This window comes from Corynebacterium mendelii, from assembly GCF_017307055.1.
GTDB lineage: Bacteria > Actinomycetota > Actinomycetes > Mycobacteriales > Mycobacteriaceae > Corynebacterium > Corynebacterium mendelii.
This window is the reverse complement of record NZ_JAFLEQ010000008.1, coordinates 663,297-679,006: the sequence shown is the minus strand read 5'-3', so window position 1 is coordinate 679,006 and position 15,710 is coordinate 663,297. Positions and strand designations below refer to the sequence as shown.

11 protein-coding genes are annotated in these 15,710 nt (G+C 64.5%); 3 read left to right on the top strand and 8 right to left on the bottom strand.

The window, feature by feature from the left end; translation table 11 throughout:
* Nucleotides 1–439: 439 nt before the first annotated feature.
* The 4 genes from JZY06_RS06165 to JZY06_RS06150 form a co-directional block, all read right to left on the bottom strand.
* Nucleotides 440–1,450, bottom strand: coding sequence for a diacylglycerol kinase family protein (locus tag JZY06_RS06165; protein WP_207119196.1), 1,011 nt, complete (start codon nucleotides 1,448–1,450; stop codon nucleotides 440–442).
* Between the two features lie 1,154 nt (nucleotides 1,451–2,604).
* A complete protein-coding gene (locus JZY06_RS06160; protein WP_207119195.1) occupies nucleotides 2,605–3,633 on the bottom strand; it encodes a diacylglycerol kinase family protein in 1,029 nt (342 codons plus the stop codon).
* A 268-nt stretch (nucleotides 3,634–3,901) separates the two neighbouring features.
* A complete protein-coding gene (locus JZY06_RS06155) occupies nucleotides 3,902–5,107 on the bottom strand; it encodes a diacylglycerol kinase family protein (protein ID WP_207119193.1) in 1,206 nt (401 codons plus the stop codon).
* A gap of 173 nt (nucleotides 5,108–5,280) precedes the next feature.
* Nucleotides 5,281–6,957: an FAD-binding oxidoreductase gene (locus JZY06_RS06150; RefSeq protein ID WP_242516665.1), complete on the bottom strand. Its 1,677-nt coding sequence runs from the start codon at nucleotides 6,955–6,957 to the stop codon at nucleotides 5,281–5,283.
* Between the two features lie 382 nt (nucleotides 6,958–7,339).
* On the opposite strand from JZY06_RS06150, the gene JZY06_RS06145 reads away from it, so the two are divergent.
* A complete protein-coding gene (locus JZY06_RS06145; RefSeq protein WP_207119191.1) occupies nucleotides 7,340–8,944 on the top strand; it encodes a glycerol-3-phosphate dehydrogenase/oxidase in 1,605 nt (534 codons plus the stop codon).
* Between the two features lie 50 nt (nucleotides 8,945–8,994).
* Here JZY06_RS06145 and JZY06_RS06140 read toward each other — a convergent pair whose 3' ends face one another.
* Together JZY06_RS06140 and lepA are read right to left on the bottom strand one after the other, a co-directional pair.
* Nucleotides 8,995–9,486, bottom strand: coding sequence for a GNAT family N-acetyltransferase (locus JZY06_RS06140; RefSeq protein WP_207119189.1), 492 nt, complete (start codon nucleotides 9,484–9,486; stop codon nucleotides 8,995–8,997).
* A 174-nt stretch (nucleotides 9,487–9,660) separates the two neighbouring features.
* Nucleotides 9,661–11,508, bottom strand: a complete 1,848-nt coding sequence (lepA, locus tag JZY06_RS06135) for a translation elongation factor 4 (protein ID WP_207119188.1) — start codon at nucleotides 11,506–11,508, stop codon at nucleotides 9,661–9,663.
* 174 nt (nucleotides 11,509–11,682) lie between these two features.
* On the opposite strand from lepA, the gene JZY06_RS06130 reads away from it, so the two are divergent.
* Nucleotides 11,683–12,240, top strand: a complete 558-nt coding sequence (locus JZY06_RS06130) for a type II toxin-antitoxin system PemK/MazF family toxin (protein ID WP_207119187.1) — start codon at nucleotides 11,683–11,685, stop codon at nucleotides 12,238–12,240.
* 235 nt (nucleotides 12,241–12,475) lie between these two features.
* Nucleotides 12,476–12,751, top strand: a complete 276-nt coding sequence (gene rpsT / locus JZY06_RS06125; RefSeq protein ID WP_207119186.1) for a 30S ribosomal protein S20 — start codon at nucleotides 12,476–12,478, stop codon at nucleotides 12,749–12,751.
* 182 nt (nucleotides 12,752–12,933) lie between these two features.
* On the opposite strand, the gene holA is transcribed toward rpsT, so the two are convergent.
* Both holA and JZY06_RS06115 read right to left on the bottom strand, forming a co-directional pair.
* Nucleotides 12,934–13,902 carry a DNA polymerase III subunit delta gene (holA, locus tag JZY06_RS06120; protein ID WP_330617148.1) on the bottom strand — a complete coding sequence of 323 codons (969 nt, stop codon included), beginning with the start codon at nucleotides 13,900–13,902 and terminating at the stop codon, nucleotides 12,934–12,936.
* A 262-nt stretch (nucleotides 13,903–14,164) separates the two neighbouring features.
* Nucleotides 14,165–15,710: ComEC/Rec2 family competence protein (locus tag JZY06_RS06115; RefSeq protein ID WP_207119183.1), on the bottom strand; the 1,546-nt coding region annotated here is incomplete at its 5' end.

Here is a 15,710-nt window from a genome sequence, read left to right as displayed (position 1 = left end):
CCTGGTTGCTGCAGGTTACCGTCGGGAACTGGAGTTTGTATCGAAATCTCGCGCTCACGGCTGCGTAGATCTGTTGTCATGCTCTGCCCTAAACTTTACCCTTCCTGGCCAAAAACGCCATAAAGATAACAAGATTTCAGGGACCTGCTTACCCCCGCATGGGGGTAGGCAGTCGCTTTTTACCCAATATTCGGAAGATCTATCAATAAAGAACAACGACAATGAAAAGGCATACCTTCCTTTCAGCCGACTGGCCCTCATCTCCGTAAGAGCGGACAAAAGGCCTGATCATGAATGTTCATATATCGGTGCCGCGCTGATCGACCAAGATCATACGAAAATGTCCGGCCCGGGAAACCTTCCACTTTCCCGGCCGGACGAACGCGCCCGGTTTCAATGCCCGCAGAGCCTGTCGCCCGCGGGATGTTGGTTATGTTTTCTACGGCGCCGGGACGATATAGCGGCCGGCGGCTTCGACTGCCTCCACAGTAAAGGGCACCCGCATCAGGGGTTCACCGTCACCGTGGGCGGCGGTGCGCATGGCCGGGCATTCCACGCGGGCACGCCGGCAGCGGTAGCTGGTCACGAAGGGAACATCGGCGTGGTTTCCGGAACCAAAGTCGTTGAAATACCTCACATACATCAGCGGGTTGCACAGCTCCGCGATGGTGAAATCGAGCATCCCGTCCCGGTGGTCGGCCCGCGGGCACACGGCCCGGCCACCACCGAAGCAGCGGGTGTTGCCGAAGGTGGCCATACCGACCTGACGTTCAATAACCACCCGGCCATCATCGGGTATTTCTCCGTCACGGGCAATACGGCGGGCGTTTTCAGCATCGCTGAGAAACGGTATTGGCCGCACGCCCTCCAGCTCGAAGCGGTAGGTGTGGGTGGTCGGCCTGATGATCTCACGGGCAATGGCGAGGGTGAACTTGTTCGGACCTTTCGCCCAGGTCAAAGAATCGGCCCGGCGGGATGCATAGGCGTCCGTGGCACAGCCGAGCAGGGTGGCAAACCATTTGGATTGGCCGTTGTCATCTGAGACCCGGCCCAAATCAGTGGTGGTGACAAAGCCATCGGCAATGACTTCGGCCGCGGCCCCCGGATCCATCGGGATTCGGAAGTGGCGGGCGGTGTCATTGCCGGAACCGGCGGGAATGATCCCCAACGGAATGCCGGTGTCTGCGGTTTCCTGCAATGCGGAGTTGATCATGCCATCCCCGCCGCAGACTACGATGGCATCGAAATCATCGTCGTCGAGGGCTTGCCGAATCAACCGGCCGTTGTCTTCGGCTGTCATGGCGGTAAAGGCCACCGATTCCACGCCGCGCTTGTTGAAGTGCGACAGGGCACGTTCCGTTGCGTGACGGGCGGAACCGTAACCGGACCGGGGGTTGGTGAGCAAAGCGACGGTTCCGATCGGCTCATATCCGATCGGGTAATCAGGCATTGCATGCTCCTAGCTTCGTGCGACTGAGTTCTGGGGTCCAACCGGAAAAAGCACCGGGGCAAGGCGCCGGGTGGTTGTGTTGTGGTACGGCATCCTTCCCGTGCCGTACCACCCACCGATCGGCGCCCTCCCGGGGCCCGGTTCGTGTCAAACCTCGACAATTGGTTTCTCAGACGGGTGTACCCTCCGTCGCCGTCAGCTCCCACATGGGCGGTGGAAAATACAGTGCCAATCACAACTGCTCCGTTTCCGCGGAGCAGCGCCTGGGGGTCGGGTGTGCCGGATCGTGGTACACCGGCCGCCGCCTTCCAACAACGCCCGGATGATATGGCACAGTGTCCCCAGCCATCGTCCCCGGATGGGCATCCGGGTGGGATGGAAGACAACTGACTCGTCTTGGTGAACCACAGCCGGTGTGCCGCGCTTCTTTCGTCAAGCGTGACCCAACGGCGGCGCAACGAGGGAAAGCCCTAGTCACAGCGGGTACCGGAAGGCATCCGCCCGTGTGGTTCACCGGCAACGTTACCAGTTGAATCAGCGTTGAAATGAACCTTCAACCCCCGAAACAATGAATTGGTTTCTTTATTTTTTTGGCGTAACTTTCAGCCCAAATCAACTTTCAGTGCATCCAGACCGAGCGGCCCCGCGGTTGTGCACGCCCTCTTTTCCGCCGGTGAGCAGGGGTGATGGCGCCCCACACTGCTTGCGTCACCGCCGTTACGCAAGCCTAGAGCGACAGACGGGAAGTGTGTTCCTTTGCCGAAACATACATTTTCCATCCTCTGCAATCTGGGGGTAGCCAGCTGCCCCACCAGCCGGTCATTGCCGTTGAGCACCGGAAATACCCAGCGTATGACCCCGCTTCCCGTGCCCGCCCGGCAGGCGGACAGGGCCGCGGTTGCCGCACCCATTTGCGGCAGCGGACCGATGGCCCCGCCCCGGGCCACGCGAGGGGACACCGCCACAACCCACAATACCCCCTCCCCCATCACTGAAGTGCGGGGCACACACATCCGGGGCAGGCGGTGACGCGGCCACACCCGCCGGTAACAGTCCAGCTGGTTGTTTTACCGGCCGAACCCACCGCCGGCCCGGACGTTGTACGGGCCGACGGTGCCACGCTGCCTGCCGGTGGTGGAGTTCTTTTTAGTCTGTTACGGGGCCGGGACGATAAAGCGCACGGCAGCCGGGACCGATTCAATGGTCACCGGCAGGCTGAGCATCGGGTCACCGTCGGCGTAGGCGTCGATGTCGGCCAGCGTGTCGGGGCCTTTGTCGAGCAGTTCGATGGTGGCTTTGCGGCAGCGGTAGGAGGAACAGAACTCGTAGTCCAGGTGGGTGCCTTTGCGGAAGCCGAGGTAGGAGCGCATGACACCGATCCGGCTTGCGTCTTCGATGATGGTGACATCCAGATAGTTGTCGTGGTGGTCTGCCCGCGGGCAGACCATCATTCCGCCGGCGTAGTAGCGGGAATTGCCGAAGGCGGCAAGATTGATTCTTCTTTCCAGCACCAGCGAATCACCGGATCCGGCCGCCTGGCCGTCGCGGGCGATGCGGGTGGCCCGGGCTTCCTCGTCGATGTAGGGCACCTCATCCAGGCCCTCGAACTCGATGCGGTAGAGCCGGGGGGTCATATTGAAAAATTCCGCGGCCACCGAAGCGGAGTAGCCCAGTTTGGAGGTCGGCAGGTGCAGTCCGGCCACCCGGTTGCCGAAAGCGGCATCGAAACCGGCGCAGGCCACGGTACCGAAGTAGCGGGACTCACCCTTGGAGTCGGTGAGTTTGCCGACATCGGAGGTGGTGGTGAAGCCTTCGTAGATGATGTCGGCGGCGGACTCCGGGGAGGTCGGCAGCCGGAACTGGCGGGCATGGTCGTTGCCGACACCGGCCGGGATGATACCCAGCGGCATGTCAGTGCCGACGACCTCCTGCAGGGCGACGTTGACGGTTCCGTCGCCGCCGCACACCACAATCGCATCGTATTCGTCTTCGATGGCCTGGCGCGTCAACCGACGGGTGTCCTGCAGGTCAACACCCTGGAAGGTAAATACCTCGACCCCGAGCACGCCGAAGCGTTCCATAGCTTCTTCCGCGGCATGGCGCACACTGCCGGAGCCGACCTTCGGGTTGGTCAGCATCGCGACGCAACCGATGGTCTCGTAGCCGATGGGGTATTCAAACATGGGGTTCGCTGGCTCCTTGGAAATGACAGTGCCGGGGTGGGGTCGGTGGCCCCGCGGCAGCACGATACGGCCGACGGACAATCCCCCGGCACCGCCGGCACAAGGCTGCGGGTGGCGGGGAAGACGCCGTTACGGCACTGACACTACCAGCGCCGGTGCAGTCACTGCCCCGGGTTGGGCACACGGATTAACCCCAGCCCCGGCTGCCGCGCTGATCCACCCTGCCGGGCGGGCCGGGTGCGGGCGCCGTCCGGCTGTGTGCGGCTTTTCAAGGAACCGGGACAATGAACCTTCCGGCACCGGCAACGCATTCGATGGTGACGGGAAGCGGACTCATCGGATCCCCGTCGGCGAAGCAGGTGGACGCACCGGCTGCTTCTACGGTGGCTTTCCGGCAGCGGTAGACCGAGGCGTACTCCGGCTGCGAGGTCAGTGCCCCGGAAAAAAACTTGGTGCCGTTGGCGATCAGCTGCCGTCTGCTGCAGGCCTCCACAACAGTGATGTCGAGCAGGCCGTCTTTGTCGTCTGCGTAGGGGGCGATTTTCATGCCGCCGCCGTAGGTGCCGGTGTTGCTGAAGGCCGCCAGCACCAGCGGGCGGTCGATGACCAGGCGGTCCCCGCTGGCGGCCAGCTGATCCTGCAGATGTTTTTTCGCCGCCGGCGGCAATGCCCCGATGGGGGCGGCGCCGTCCAAAGTCAGGGTGTAGCGGGCCGGTGTGAAACCAACCAGCTCCCGGATAATGGCCGCATAGTAGCGGGTGGCCCCGGTCGGCCAGCTCATTTTGTTGGTGCGTTCAGAAATAGCAGCGTCAAGGCCCACACAGGCCACGGTCCCGAACCAGTTGCGGGAGCCATCACCGCCGGTGACAAGCCCCAGGTCGAAGGTGGAGGTGAAACCGGCGGCAATGACCTCCACCGCCATCTCCGGGCACTGGTGGGGAATCCCCAACGCCCGGGCATGGTCGTTGCCGGTGCCGGAGGCGATGATGCCCACCGGAAACCCGGAGGCCGCGGTTTCCTGCAGCACCAGGTTGATCATGCCGTCGCCGCCGCAGACCACGATCGCGTCGAAACGCCCATCCGCCATCGCTTCCCGGGCCAGTCGCCGTGAGTCGTGGGGTCCGGTGCCGTGGTAGGCCACCGCCGTCACCCCCAGCTGCCGGAAACGGTCCAGGGCACGGCCCATGGTCGACATGCCGGAGCCTTTGCCCGAATGCGGATTGGTCAGCACCGCCACCGAGTTGATGCGCTCAAAACCCATCGCATAGTTCATCCCCGCCCCGCCAAGCACGGTGTCTTTGTCCTGGCCTTTCGGAAAAACACTGGCAATGGCGGGAAAACCGGCCTGAAACGGCGCCGGGCAGTGACTGGGTTCAACAAAGATGTGCGACGACGGCGGAAACGCCGTTTTGCGGGGGTACACCCTGTCGCCGGTACCGTCGGCGGCGTCAGCAGGCGGGAGTGGTGGTGTCATCGCGCTGATCGCTACCTTTCTGGCGAACCCGGACAGATGCTCATGGCGGACAAGTTTTCTGCAAAACCTGCGCACCCAAACTATATGGTCGCGGGGACAATCATGGGGAAACCGCTGGTGCTCCGCCCACCCCGGCCCACCCCGCCGGGGCATCGCCCGGCACACCGCACCGTCTACTGCCCGGGGTCGGGAAGCAGCTTGCCCGGATTGAGGATGCCCGCCGGGTCGAGCCGGTTTTTCACCGCCCGCAGGATCTCCACACCGGTACCGGTGATCTCCTCATCCATCCATCCACGGTGGTCGGTGCCCACGGCATGGTGGTGGGTGATGGTGGCCCCCAGTTCAGTGACCTTGTCGAGCATCGCTTTTTTCGCATCCCTGATCTGCTGTCCCGGATCATTGCGCTGGCCCGCAACGAAAGTGAAATACAGCGAACAGCCGGTGGCGTAGACATGGCTGATGTGGCACATCACCAGCGCCAGGGTTCCGCCCTCGATGAACGACTGCTGCAGTACCTCGCCGACAGCATCATGGACCAGGCGCACCTTCGACCAGTCGCAGGCGGTTTCCACGGTGTCGACAATCGCCCCGTTGTCCATGAGCGCATCCCGCAGCACAGGGGCGTCGAAACGGTTTTTCTCCCACTTGATGGCGGGCTGTTCACCGATGTCGGTGCCGCCGCAGTGCTCCACAACCGCCCGTGCCGCATCCCGGCGCGCCGCCAACAGCTCCCGCTGGTTGTCGTCGCCTTCGAACAGGCACACCGCAAGGCAGCCGCCGGACACCGGCGCCTGGGTGTCTTTGCCGTGCCCGGCCAGGTTGACGGCGGTTTCGGCCTCATCCGACAGCCGGATCACCGTCGGCTGGATGCCTTGTTGGGTGATCATCCGCACGGCTTTCGCCCCGGAGTCGAAATCGGGCAGATGGTAGGTGGCATACAAGGTGACGGTGGGCACGGGATGGACTCTCAGCCGCACTTTGGTCACCACCCCCAGCGTGCCCTCACTACCCAGGACCAGTTCCTTCAAATCCGGTCCCGCCGCCGACGCGGGGGCGCGGCCGATGTCAATGATGCCGCGGGGGGTGACCATTTCGATGGAGTGCACCATCTGATCGAAGCGACCGTAGCCGGAGGATGACTGGCCCGACGACCGGGTCACCGCATAGCCGCCGATGGTGGCGTACGGGAAAGACTGCGGGTAGTGGCCCAGCTGCAGTCCTTCGGCGGCCAGCAGTTTCTCCGCTTCCGGGCCGGTCAGTCCCGCCCCGAGGGTGGCCAACCCGGATTCGTGGTCGATATCTTCGACCGCAGTGAAATGCTGCATGTCAATGGAGATCACCGCCCGGTGTCCGCCGGTGACAGCGGCGACGCCACCCACCACGGAGGTTCCGCCGCCGAAGGGCACCACAGCAACCCCGGCGTGTTCGGCCCACTGCAGGACTTCCAGCACTTGCCCGGCGGTGTGGGGGGCGACCACCGCGTCGGGTGCGTCCAACACGTCATCACCGCCCCGGAAGAAAAACAGGTCGATGCCTGATTTCCCGAGGCTGCGCGGCAGCCGCTGGCCGGGTTCGGTGGAGACATTGGCTTCACCGACCACGCCGCGCAGGCAGTCCAGGTCTTCTTCTTCCAGCCGCACCGGGGTCAGTTCAATACTGTCAGCGTCCCGCACCGGGCGGGCGCTGTCACTGGTGGCCCCCAGCACCTGGCCGATCATCCCTTTGATCGGCTCCGGCAGGCTGACCGCATCATCGTCGGTGGCCCACGCGTAATACAGCATCGGGGGGACGGCCAATGCGTCCGGGGCGACAGGCGACGACATGGCGGAGGTGTGTGTGGAAGCGGTCATGGACCCAAAGCTATCCCACCGGCCCATCCCGTGTCCCTCCCCGGCAGGTTAAGCCCCCCTACAGCGGGGATAAAGATTTTTCATCGCTAAAACCCACCCGCGCGGCGGGTAGATTCGTAGCCGTCACCGCGGCCGCGGATCACCGGTGACAAATACACGGTCACCGGCGGCTATGTTCCGCCGGCCCGGAAGTTCTCCGCACCGCGGCCAGCAGCCCACCCGGCGATGGGCAGCCACGCCACTCCCGTCGGGCGGGTGCGGTAGGTTTCGTAGTTGTTTTGTCGACCTGTTTTTGAAAAACATGCGCACGCACCCGGCTTTGTCCGGCTGGCACCGCACACCCGGACCCCCGGGTGCACCACCCCACGGATGCGAGTAACCGATGAGCAAGAGCACACCCAACCCCCCGCGGCCGCGGATCACCGACTCCCCCGTGATCAACGGGTCACGGCGGACCCGGTGGCTTGAAGAGGTATCCGCCAACGATGCCGCCATCGATCTTATTGTCATCGGCGCCGGGGTCACCGGCTGCGGGGTGGCCCTGGATGCGGCCACCCGGGGATTGAAGGTGGTGCTGGTCGATAAAAACGATATTGCCTTCGGAACCTCCCGGTGGTCGTCGAAACTGGTGCACGGCGGTTTGCGCTACCTGGCAAAAGGCGATGTGGGCATTGCCATGCGCTCGGCGCGGGAACGCGGCATTTTGATGGAGCGCACCGCCCCGCACTTGACCGCCAAACTCGCCCAGGTCATTCCGGTCACCGACGGGACCGGACCGGTGGGAACCCTGCTGCCGCGGATGGGTTTTTTCGCCGGGGACATGCTGCGCATTGCCGCCGGCACCACCGCGACCACCCTGCCGCGTTCCCGGTTCATCACCGCCGACGAGGTCAAAAGACTGTTCCCCGGAATCAGCCGCGAGGGGCTGAAATGCGGCATCAAAAACTTTGACGGGACCCTCACCGATGATGCCCGGCTGGTCACCGCCCTGGCCCGCACCGCCGTGCAGTACGGGGCGACCGTGATCACCAAACTGGGGGTCAGCCATGCCACCGGCCGGAGTGTCACCGCCACCGACACCCTCACCGGCGACAGCTATGAACTGACCGCCAAAGCGGTGGTCAACGCCACCGGTGTGTGGGCCGCCCACATCGACAGCGGCATCAGCATCCGCCCCTCCCGGGGCACGCATCTGGTGCTGGATGCCGACCGGCTGGGCAATCCGAGCTGTTCGTTGACTGTCCCCCACCCGGGATCGGTCTCCCGGTTCTGTTTCACCCTTCCCGGCGGTCCGGGCCGCATCTATCTGGGGTTGACCGACGATGATGCGCCGGGGCCGATCCCCGATGTGCCGCCGGCCGGGGACGGTGACATCGATTTTCTGCTCGGAATTTTCAACCCCTATCTGGCCAGGCCGCTTGCCCGCAGCGAGGTACTGGGAACCTTCACCGGTCTGCGCCCGCTGCTGGGCGCCGAAGGAGGCGGCACCGCCGACCTGTCGCGCAAACACGCCACCATCATCAACGGGGATGGTGTAATCAGCATTGTCGGCGGCAAACTCACCGAATACCGTTTCATGGCCGAACAGGCCGTCGACACCGTTGTCCGCCACACCCGGGGGCTGTCCGCGGTCGGGCGGTGTGTGACCGCCACCATCCCGCTGATCGGCTCGCCGGGAAACGACGGCGCCCCGACGGCCAACCAGCGGCGCATGGCGGGCCTGCCGTCAACCATGCTGCAGCGCTTCGGACTGGAAGCCCCCAACCTGGTCGACAGCTGCCCCATCGCCAACCCGCTGGAACCGGTCGCAGAATCGGTGCCCTACACCCGCGCCGAAATCGCCTGGGCCATCACCCACGAAGGGGCGCTGTCGGCCGAGGATATTGTGGACCGGCGCACCCGCATCGGCATGGTGGCAAGCGACCGGGAACGCTGCCTCCCGGCGGTGGACAACATCCTCGACGAATTGTCCGACCATCTGGCCTGAAAGAAAAAACCACCCCACCGCAGGCGGCGGGAAGCACAACCACCCGCCGGCTAGTCCGGCTGCGGGGCAGACCACCGCATATGTTGGAAAGCCTCGTGGCCCCCCTCCGGCCGGAAACCCGCGGCACGGTAAAACCCCACTGCCGAAGCAGTGGCGGTAAGCCGGATGGTTTCCGCTCCCGAGGCCACGCACCAGTCCATCGCCCGGTCCAGCAGCTTTGTGCCCCACCCGAGGCCGCGAACATCGTCGTCCACCGCCATATCCCCGATATAGCCGTGAACAGCGGGCCAGGACGGCGACGGCAGTACCCGTTCCAGTGCCGCAGACACACATCCGGCCAACCGGCCCCCGTCATCCCGGTCGATGACGAACTGCACATGATCATCCCGGCCCACCAGGTCGATGAAGGCTTCCCGCGCCCGGGGCCGCCAAGCCGCAAGCTGGGCCGGGGAATAGTCGAAGGGATAGGAGCCGGTGACAATCAGTTCCTTCAGCCGCACGAATTCGGCCGCATCCCCGGCTGCGGCAAGGCGGATCCTCATGGCACAAACCCTCCATCGGCGTCATTGTCCTAAAAACCCGCCGCATCCCCCGGCGCGTGCTGGACGCGGACGGCACACAATCGCCTCGCACAGGGAAACATCCGGGTAAACCGGATGGCCGCCTGCGCGCGGCGGCGGGCAGTTTCAACGCGGCGGGAGCAACGTCTCCAATTCCTAGTTGTCGTCGGTCGACAGCGCCGCCACGAAGGCTTCCTGCGGCACCGAGACACTGCCGATGGATTTCATGCGCTTTTTGCCTTCCTTCTGCTTTTCCAGCAGTTTGCGCTTGCGGGAAATATCGCCGCCGTAGCACTTGGCCAGCACATCTTTGCGCAGGGCGCGGATGTTCTCCCGGGCAATGATCCGGGAGCCGATGGCCGCCTGGACGGGGACCTCGAACTGCTGGCGGGGAATGATCTCCTTCAGCTTCACGGTCATCTTGTTGCCGTACCACTGGGCATTGTCGCGGTGCACGATCGCGGAAAACGCATCCACCGGCTCCCCCTGGAGGAGAATGTCGACTTTGACCAGATCGGATTCCTGCTCGCCGGCTTCCTCGTAGTTCAGCGAGGCGTAGCCCCTGGTGCGGGATTTGAGCATGTCGAAAAAGTCGAAGATGATCTCGCCCAGCGGCATGGTGTAGCGCAGCTCCACACGGTCTTCCGACAGGTAGTCCATGCCCCCCATCTGGCCGCGCTTGGACTGGCACAGCTCCATGGTGGGGCCGACGAACTCGGCCGGAACAATGACCGTGGTTTTCACGATCGGCTCCCACACTTGCTTCGGCTTGCCGTCCGGCCAGTCGGAGGGGTTGTGGACTTTCATCTCCTCGCCGGATTCGGTGATCACCCGGTAGTTCACGCTCGGCGCAGTCGAGATCAAATCCAGGTCGAATTCGCGCTGCAGGCGGTCCCGGGTGATCTCCATGTGCAGCAGGCCGAGGAACCCGCAGCGGAAACCAAAGCCCAGCGCCACCGAGGTTTCCGGCTCGAAGGTCAGGGCTGCGTCATTGAGCTGCAGTTTTTCCAGGGCGTCGCGAAGATCGGGATAGTCGGCCTGGGAGATGGGGAACAGACCCGAATACACCATCGGCTTCGGTTCCGCATAGCCTTTCAGCGGGGCATCGGCACCGTTGTGCGCCCACGTGACGGTATCGCCCACCTTCGACTGGCGGACCTCTTTCACACCGGTGATCAGATAGCCGACCTCACCGGGACCAAGCCCCTTGCACTTTTTCGGGGTCGGCGAAACGATGCCGATCTCCAGCAGCTCGTGGGTGGCGCCCGTCGACATCATCTTGATTTTGTCGCGCGGGAACAGTTTGCCGTCAACCACCCTGATGTAGGTGACCACACCGCGGTAGGTGTCGTAGACCGAGTCGAAAATCATCGCCCTGGCAGGGGCGTCGGCGCCGACAGTTGAACTCGGCGGGGGCACCAGTTCACACACCCGGTCGAGCAGGGCCTCCACACCTTCACCGGTTTTACCCGATACCCGCAGCACCTCTTCCGGCTCACAGCCGATGATGTGGGCGATCTCGTCGGCGTACTTGTCCGGGTCGGCGGCCGGCAGATCAATTTTGTTCAGAACCGGGATGATCTCCAGGTCGTTGTCCATGGCCAGATACAGGTTCGCCAGCGTCTGGGCCTCAATGCCCTGGGCGGCATCCACCAGCAGGATCGCACCCTCACAGGCGTCCAGCGCCCGGGAGACCTCATAGGTGAAGTCGACGTGACCGGGGGTATCGATCAGGTGCATGACGATTTCCTCGCCGGCGTGCTTGCCGGTGCGGGGAACCCACGGAAGACGGACGTTCTGCGCTTTGATGGTGATTCCGCGCTCACGTTCGATATCCATGTTGTCCAGGTACTGGTCCCGCATGTCGCGTGCTTCCACGACTCCGGTCAGCCCCAGAATCCGGTCAGCCAGGGTGGACTTCCCGTGGTCGATGTGCGCGATGATGCAGAAGTTGCGGATCTGTTCCGGATCCGTGAACGTGTGCTCGGCAAAGTTGTTCACCATGGTGATCTCGTGCGGGTTCCTTCCCGGTAGCGAGCGGATAAAAACCACACCTGAGACTACCCGAGACCGTGGCCCGGCCACGCATCGGACAAGCGGCGCACACCCCGACCGGCCCCACACGGCAGGTGCATGCCCCGGGATAGACCAGCCCGACAGCGGCTAGACTTATCAGCCATGCGGCACTCCAACATCGACGACCCCGGCTGGTGGCAGCGCCTGGGGGCCAGCCTGGGCCTGCACAAAGAGGAACCGCTCGACCGTGGACTGCGGCTGATCGGTGAACGTCTGGGCCTCGACGACGAGCAGCTGCCCCCCACCACAACCCGCGGGGCGGTGGACTACTCCGCCGAGCCGACGGCCGCGCTGGCGCGCAATATCTTCTACGCCCCCGACATGGACGGGCAGGCCGATCCGGGGGAAGTGGTCTGGATTCGCGTCCAACGCCCGGACAATCCGAAACAATCAGTCGACCGGGCGATTTTGGTCATCGGCCGCGCGCGGCAAACCATTCTCGGTCTGCTGATCTCCCCGGCAGCCGAGCACGCCACGGAAGACAACTGGCTGGGAATCGGTTCCGGCGCCTGGGATGAACAGGGCAGGCCCTGTTTCGTGCGCATGGACATCACCCTCGAGGTCCCCGAATCAAGTATCCGCCGCCAGGGCACGGTGCTGCCGCAGCGCCGTTTCGAACGGGTGGCCTCCATGCTGCGGTCGGTCTACGGCTGGGGATAACGCGCCCCGGCCGGGTGACGGCACGGAATTGGCGGCACCGCCCTGCTGCTGGTAGTCTTTCCAAGGTTGTCTGTTGGACCAGGAGCACACCGTGCCCTGATCAGCCACCTGCTGGAACGACCAGGACCTTGGGGCCGTCGCAGGTGGGCCGGAGAAAACCGCAGGGTTATGTCGCCGGTTTCCGCCACAGATGACACGTCACATTTTCGAGCCACGTTAAAGAGGTACATCAATCATGGCCAACATCAAGTCGCAGCAAAAGCGCATCAAGACCAACGAAAAGCGCCGCCAGCGCAACCAGCACGTGCGTTCCGCCGTGCGCACCGAAATCCGCAAGTTCCGTGCACTGGTGGCCGAGGGCAACGCCGAGGAAGCCGCCGTTCAGCTGCGCGCCGCCTCCCGCAGCCTGGACAAAGCCGTCACCAAAGGCGTCTTCCACCGCAACAATGCGGCCAACAAGAAGTCGCGCATGGCCAAGGCCCTGAACAAGCTGACCGACGAGAAGGCCTAGGTTTTCCGCCAGCCGGTTCACGGCTGTTTCCCCACACCGGCTGCCCGGCCACGGGTGCACCTGTTTTAAAAAAAGGTGCCCCCCCGCCGCAGCCGGTGTTGTTTATTTCCCTGTGCCTTTCCCACTGCCGTCCCGGCCCCCGCTTGAGCGGGGGCCGGTTGTTTTTTCAAAACCAGCAGGTGTCATCCCCCGGCCAGCCGGGCGATGGTTGTCACCGACCGCTCCAGGGCATAGGGGGCCGACTGGGAGCGGCCCCTGACATCAGCGGTCAACTCAGCCACCTCGATGACGGCCTTCGACACCGCGTCACCGGACCAGGTGCGTGCTTCCCGGACGGTCTGCTCCACTTTCCACGGCGGCATACCGACCTCGGCGGCCAAAGCGTAGGAGTCAACCCGCCCCTGCAGGTTGTACAGCCGGGCGATACCGGCGACTTTCCGCGACAATGCCCCGGCCAGCATCACCGGCTCATGGCCCAGCTGCAGGGCCCGGCGGGTGGCCGCCACCGCCCGGGCGGTTTTCCCGGCACAGGCCAGATCGGCGATTTCAAACCCGCTGATTTCGGCGGTTCCGACATAGTAGTCACGCACCGTCTCCACGGTGACATTGCCGCCGGTATCGGCGCACAGCTGGGAAACCGCACTGGCCAGCTCCCGCAGATCGCTGCCGACACCGGTCAACACGGCATGCACCACATCCGGGGTGACATTGACCTTGTGGGAGGCAAATTCCTGTTTGACAAAGCCCGGCTTATCTTTTTGTTTCAGCGGCGCGACAGTGTGGGTCTCGGCGATTTTTTTCAGCTTGTTCGCCAGCGGTTTGCCGCGCTGGCCGTTTTTGTGCTGGATAATCACGACCACCCCGGGGGCCGGATCGGCGGCGGCAGCCACAATGGCGGCCTGGGTATCTTTGTTGGTTTCCTCTGCTTCGGTCAGCGCGATAATGCGCTCATCACCGAACAGGGAGGGGCTGGTCGCCTCGGCGAACACCCCCGCCTCCAGTCCCCGGCCGGACAGCAGGGATATCTGCATGTCAGCACCTTTGGGCAGGGTTTTTCTGGCCTCAGTGACAATCCGGTGGCGGGTGCGTTCAGCCAGAAACGCTTCATCGCCGAGGATCAGGTGCACCGGGGGAAAGGACTTCGTACTCACATCCACCATGGTGCCAGACCACGGGGACTCCGCCAGACACCGGCGCCCGCTCCACCCGACCACGTACCCGCACCCGGCGCCACGACGTGGATCCTCCCCCGCCACACGGCGTGACAGCCACTGAAAATCACACAAGACGCATCGAGGACAACGGGACCGCCATGCCGGATGTGCCATAGAAACGCCAGTGTTCGTCGACCGCTCACAACCGGATATTCCGGGATCATTGCCGGCTGCAGCGGCTTGTTTTCTCCGCGCTTGTTCAAAACTTGCCGCTGGCCGCATGCTGGCTGCCGTCGCGGTGAATGGTCACCGGTCCGTCCCGGTTGGGAAATAGCACCGGTATTCCTTCCCGGGTGACTGTCGGCCGGGTGTGTGGCCTGCCCGCCGGATCGGTGACGATGATCACCCCGGTCCCGGGCGGAAGATCAGTGATCTCATCGACCGTGGCCACGGTGATGGGGGTCAGGCTCCCAGGGGATATCCGTGGGCTGGCCCGCCAGGTGGACACACACAGTCCCACGGCCGCGGCCACCACCAGGCCGACCGTGATCCTGGCACCCCACCGGGTGTGGATGACCGTGACCGTCCAGGCCACCACCAGCAGGGCCGCGAAAACGCCGGCTGTCCCCTCCGGCAGGGAGATGGTGGCCAGCGGCAGATTCCCGCAGGCGCCGGCCACGGTGTCGATCCACCACACAAACGGCCGGCAGGCTGTCACCAACAGCCCCGGGATGACGGCCGGGGCACCGGCAATCAGCAGCACCACAGCAATGAAACCCATGACTGTCACCGGCGCGACCGCCGGGGTGGCCAGCACATTGGCGGCCACCGCCACCGTCGACAATCTCCCCACCATCAGCGCAATGATCGGGGCGGTGACCACGTCGGCGGCCAGGGCGATGGCCACCGCCCGGGTGACAGGGCCGGGAAACCCCAGTTTGGCGACCGGTTGTTCCAGCCGCGGATAGACCACCACAATGCCCACCGTGGCCGCCACCGACAGGGCGAATCCGTAGCTTGCCGCCATGTCGGCGAATACGGTGCACAACCCGATCACCGCCCAAGACAACGACCGTACCGCCATGGCCTGCGACCCGGTGGCGATGGCCGCCAGCGCAATGTATCCGGTCACCGCGGCCCGCAGCACACTCGGCTCCGTGCCCACCAGCGCCACAAACCCCGCCAGTGCGGCAGCCGCGACCGCCACTCTTATCGGCACGGGCAGCTTCACCGCCGCCAGGACCGCCAGCACGCAGCCAATGACTATGGCCACATTCGACCCCGAGACCGCTGTCAGATGCGACAGCCCGGTGTCCTGGTAGAGCTGGTTGGCCTCCTGGCTCAGCGCAGAGGTATCCCCCAGCACCATGCCGGTGACCAGCCCGGCCGAGGATCCATCGGCCCGCTCGGCAACCAGACCGGCGAACTCCCGCCGAATCCCGGCGGTCCAGGTGCGCAGCGGCCCGGCCGGGCCGCCGGCAACCAGTCTGTGGGCGCGGATGATCACGGGGCACACCGCCACCCGGGTGGTTTCCCGGACAGTGCCGGTGACACTGACCGGTGTTCCGGGAATAAGACCGGGGTCATTACCGGTCAGTGCCGTCACCGCGCAGCGGGTGCCGTCGACAACCAGTGAGACACTGTAGTGTCCCCGCGCGGTGGGATGCGGATAGGACACCACCGTGCCGGTGGCGGCGATCTCCTGCCCGGATCCGTGAACCGTCAGGGCTGCGGACTGCCGGTACACCGCGGCCGCCACCGCCGTTGCCACCGCACAGGCCCACCCGAGCACTGCCCGCCCGCGG

Coding starts and splice junctions, on each gene's coding strand:
- JZY06_RS06140 (WP_207119189.1), bottom strand. CDS start 9,486: ATGAGGATCCGCCTTGCCGCAGCCGGGGATGCGGCCGAATTCGTGCGG.
- JZY06_RS06160 (WP_207119195.1), bottom strand. CDS start 3,633: ATGTTTGAATACCCCATCGGCTACGAGACCATCGGTTGCGTCGCGATG.
- rpsT (WP_207119186.1), top strand. CDS start 12,476: ATGGCCAACATCAAGTCGCAGCAAAAGCGCATCAAGACCAACGAAAAG.
- JZY06_RS06155 (WP_207119193.1), bottom strand. CDS start 5,107: ATGACACCACCACTCCCGCCTGCTGACGCCGCCGACGGTACCGGCGAC.
- lepA (WP_207119188.1), bottom strand. CDS start 11,508: ATGGTGAACAACTTTGCCGAGCACACGTTCACGGATCCGGAACAGATC.
- JZY06_RS06145 (WP_207119191.1), top strand. CDS start 7,340: ATGAGCAAGAGCACACCCAACCCCCCGCGGCCGCGGATCACCGACTCC.
- JZY06_RS06165 (WP_207119196.1), bottom strand. CDS start 1,450: ATGCCTGATTACCCGATCGGATATGAGCCGATCGGAACCGTCGCTTTG.
- JZY06_RS06130 (WP_207119187.1), top strand. CDS start 11,683: ATGCGGCACTCCAACATCGACGACCCCGGCTGGTGGCAGCGCCTGGGG.
- JZY06_RS06150 (WP_242516665.1), bottom strand. CDS start 6,957: ATGACCGCTTCCACACACACCTCCGCCATGTCGTCGCCTGTCGCCCCG.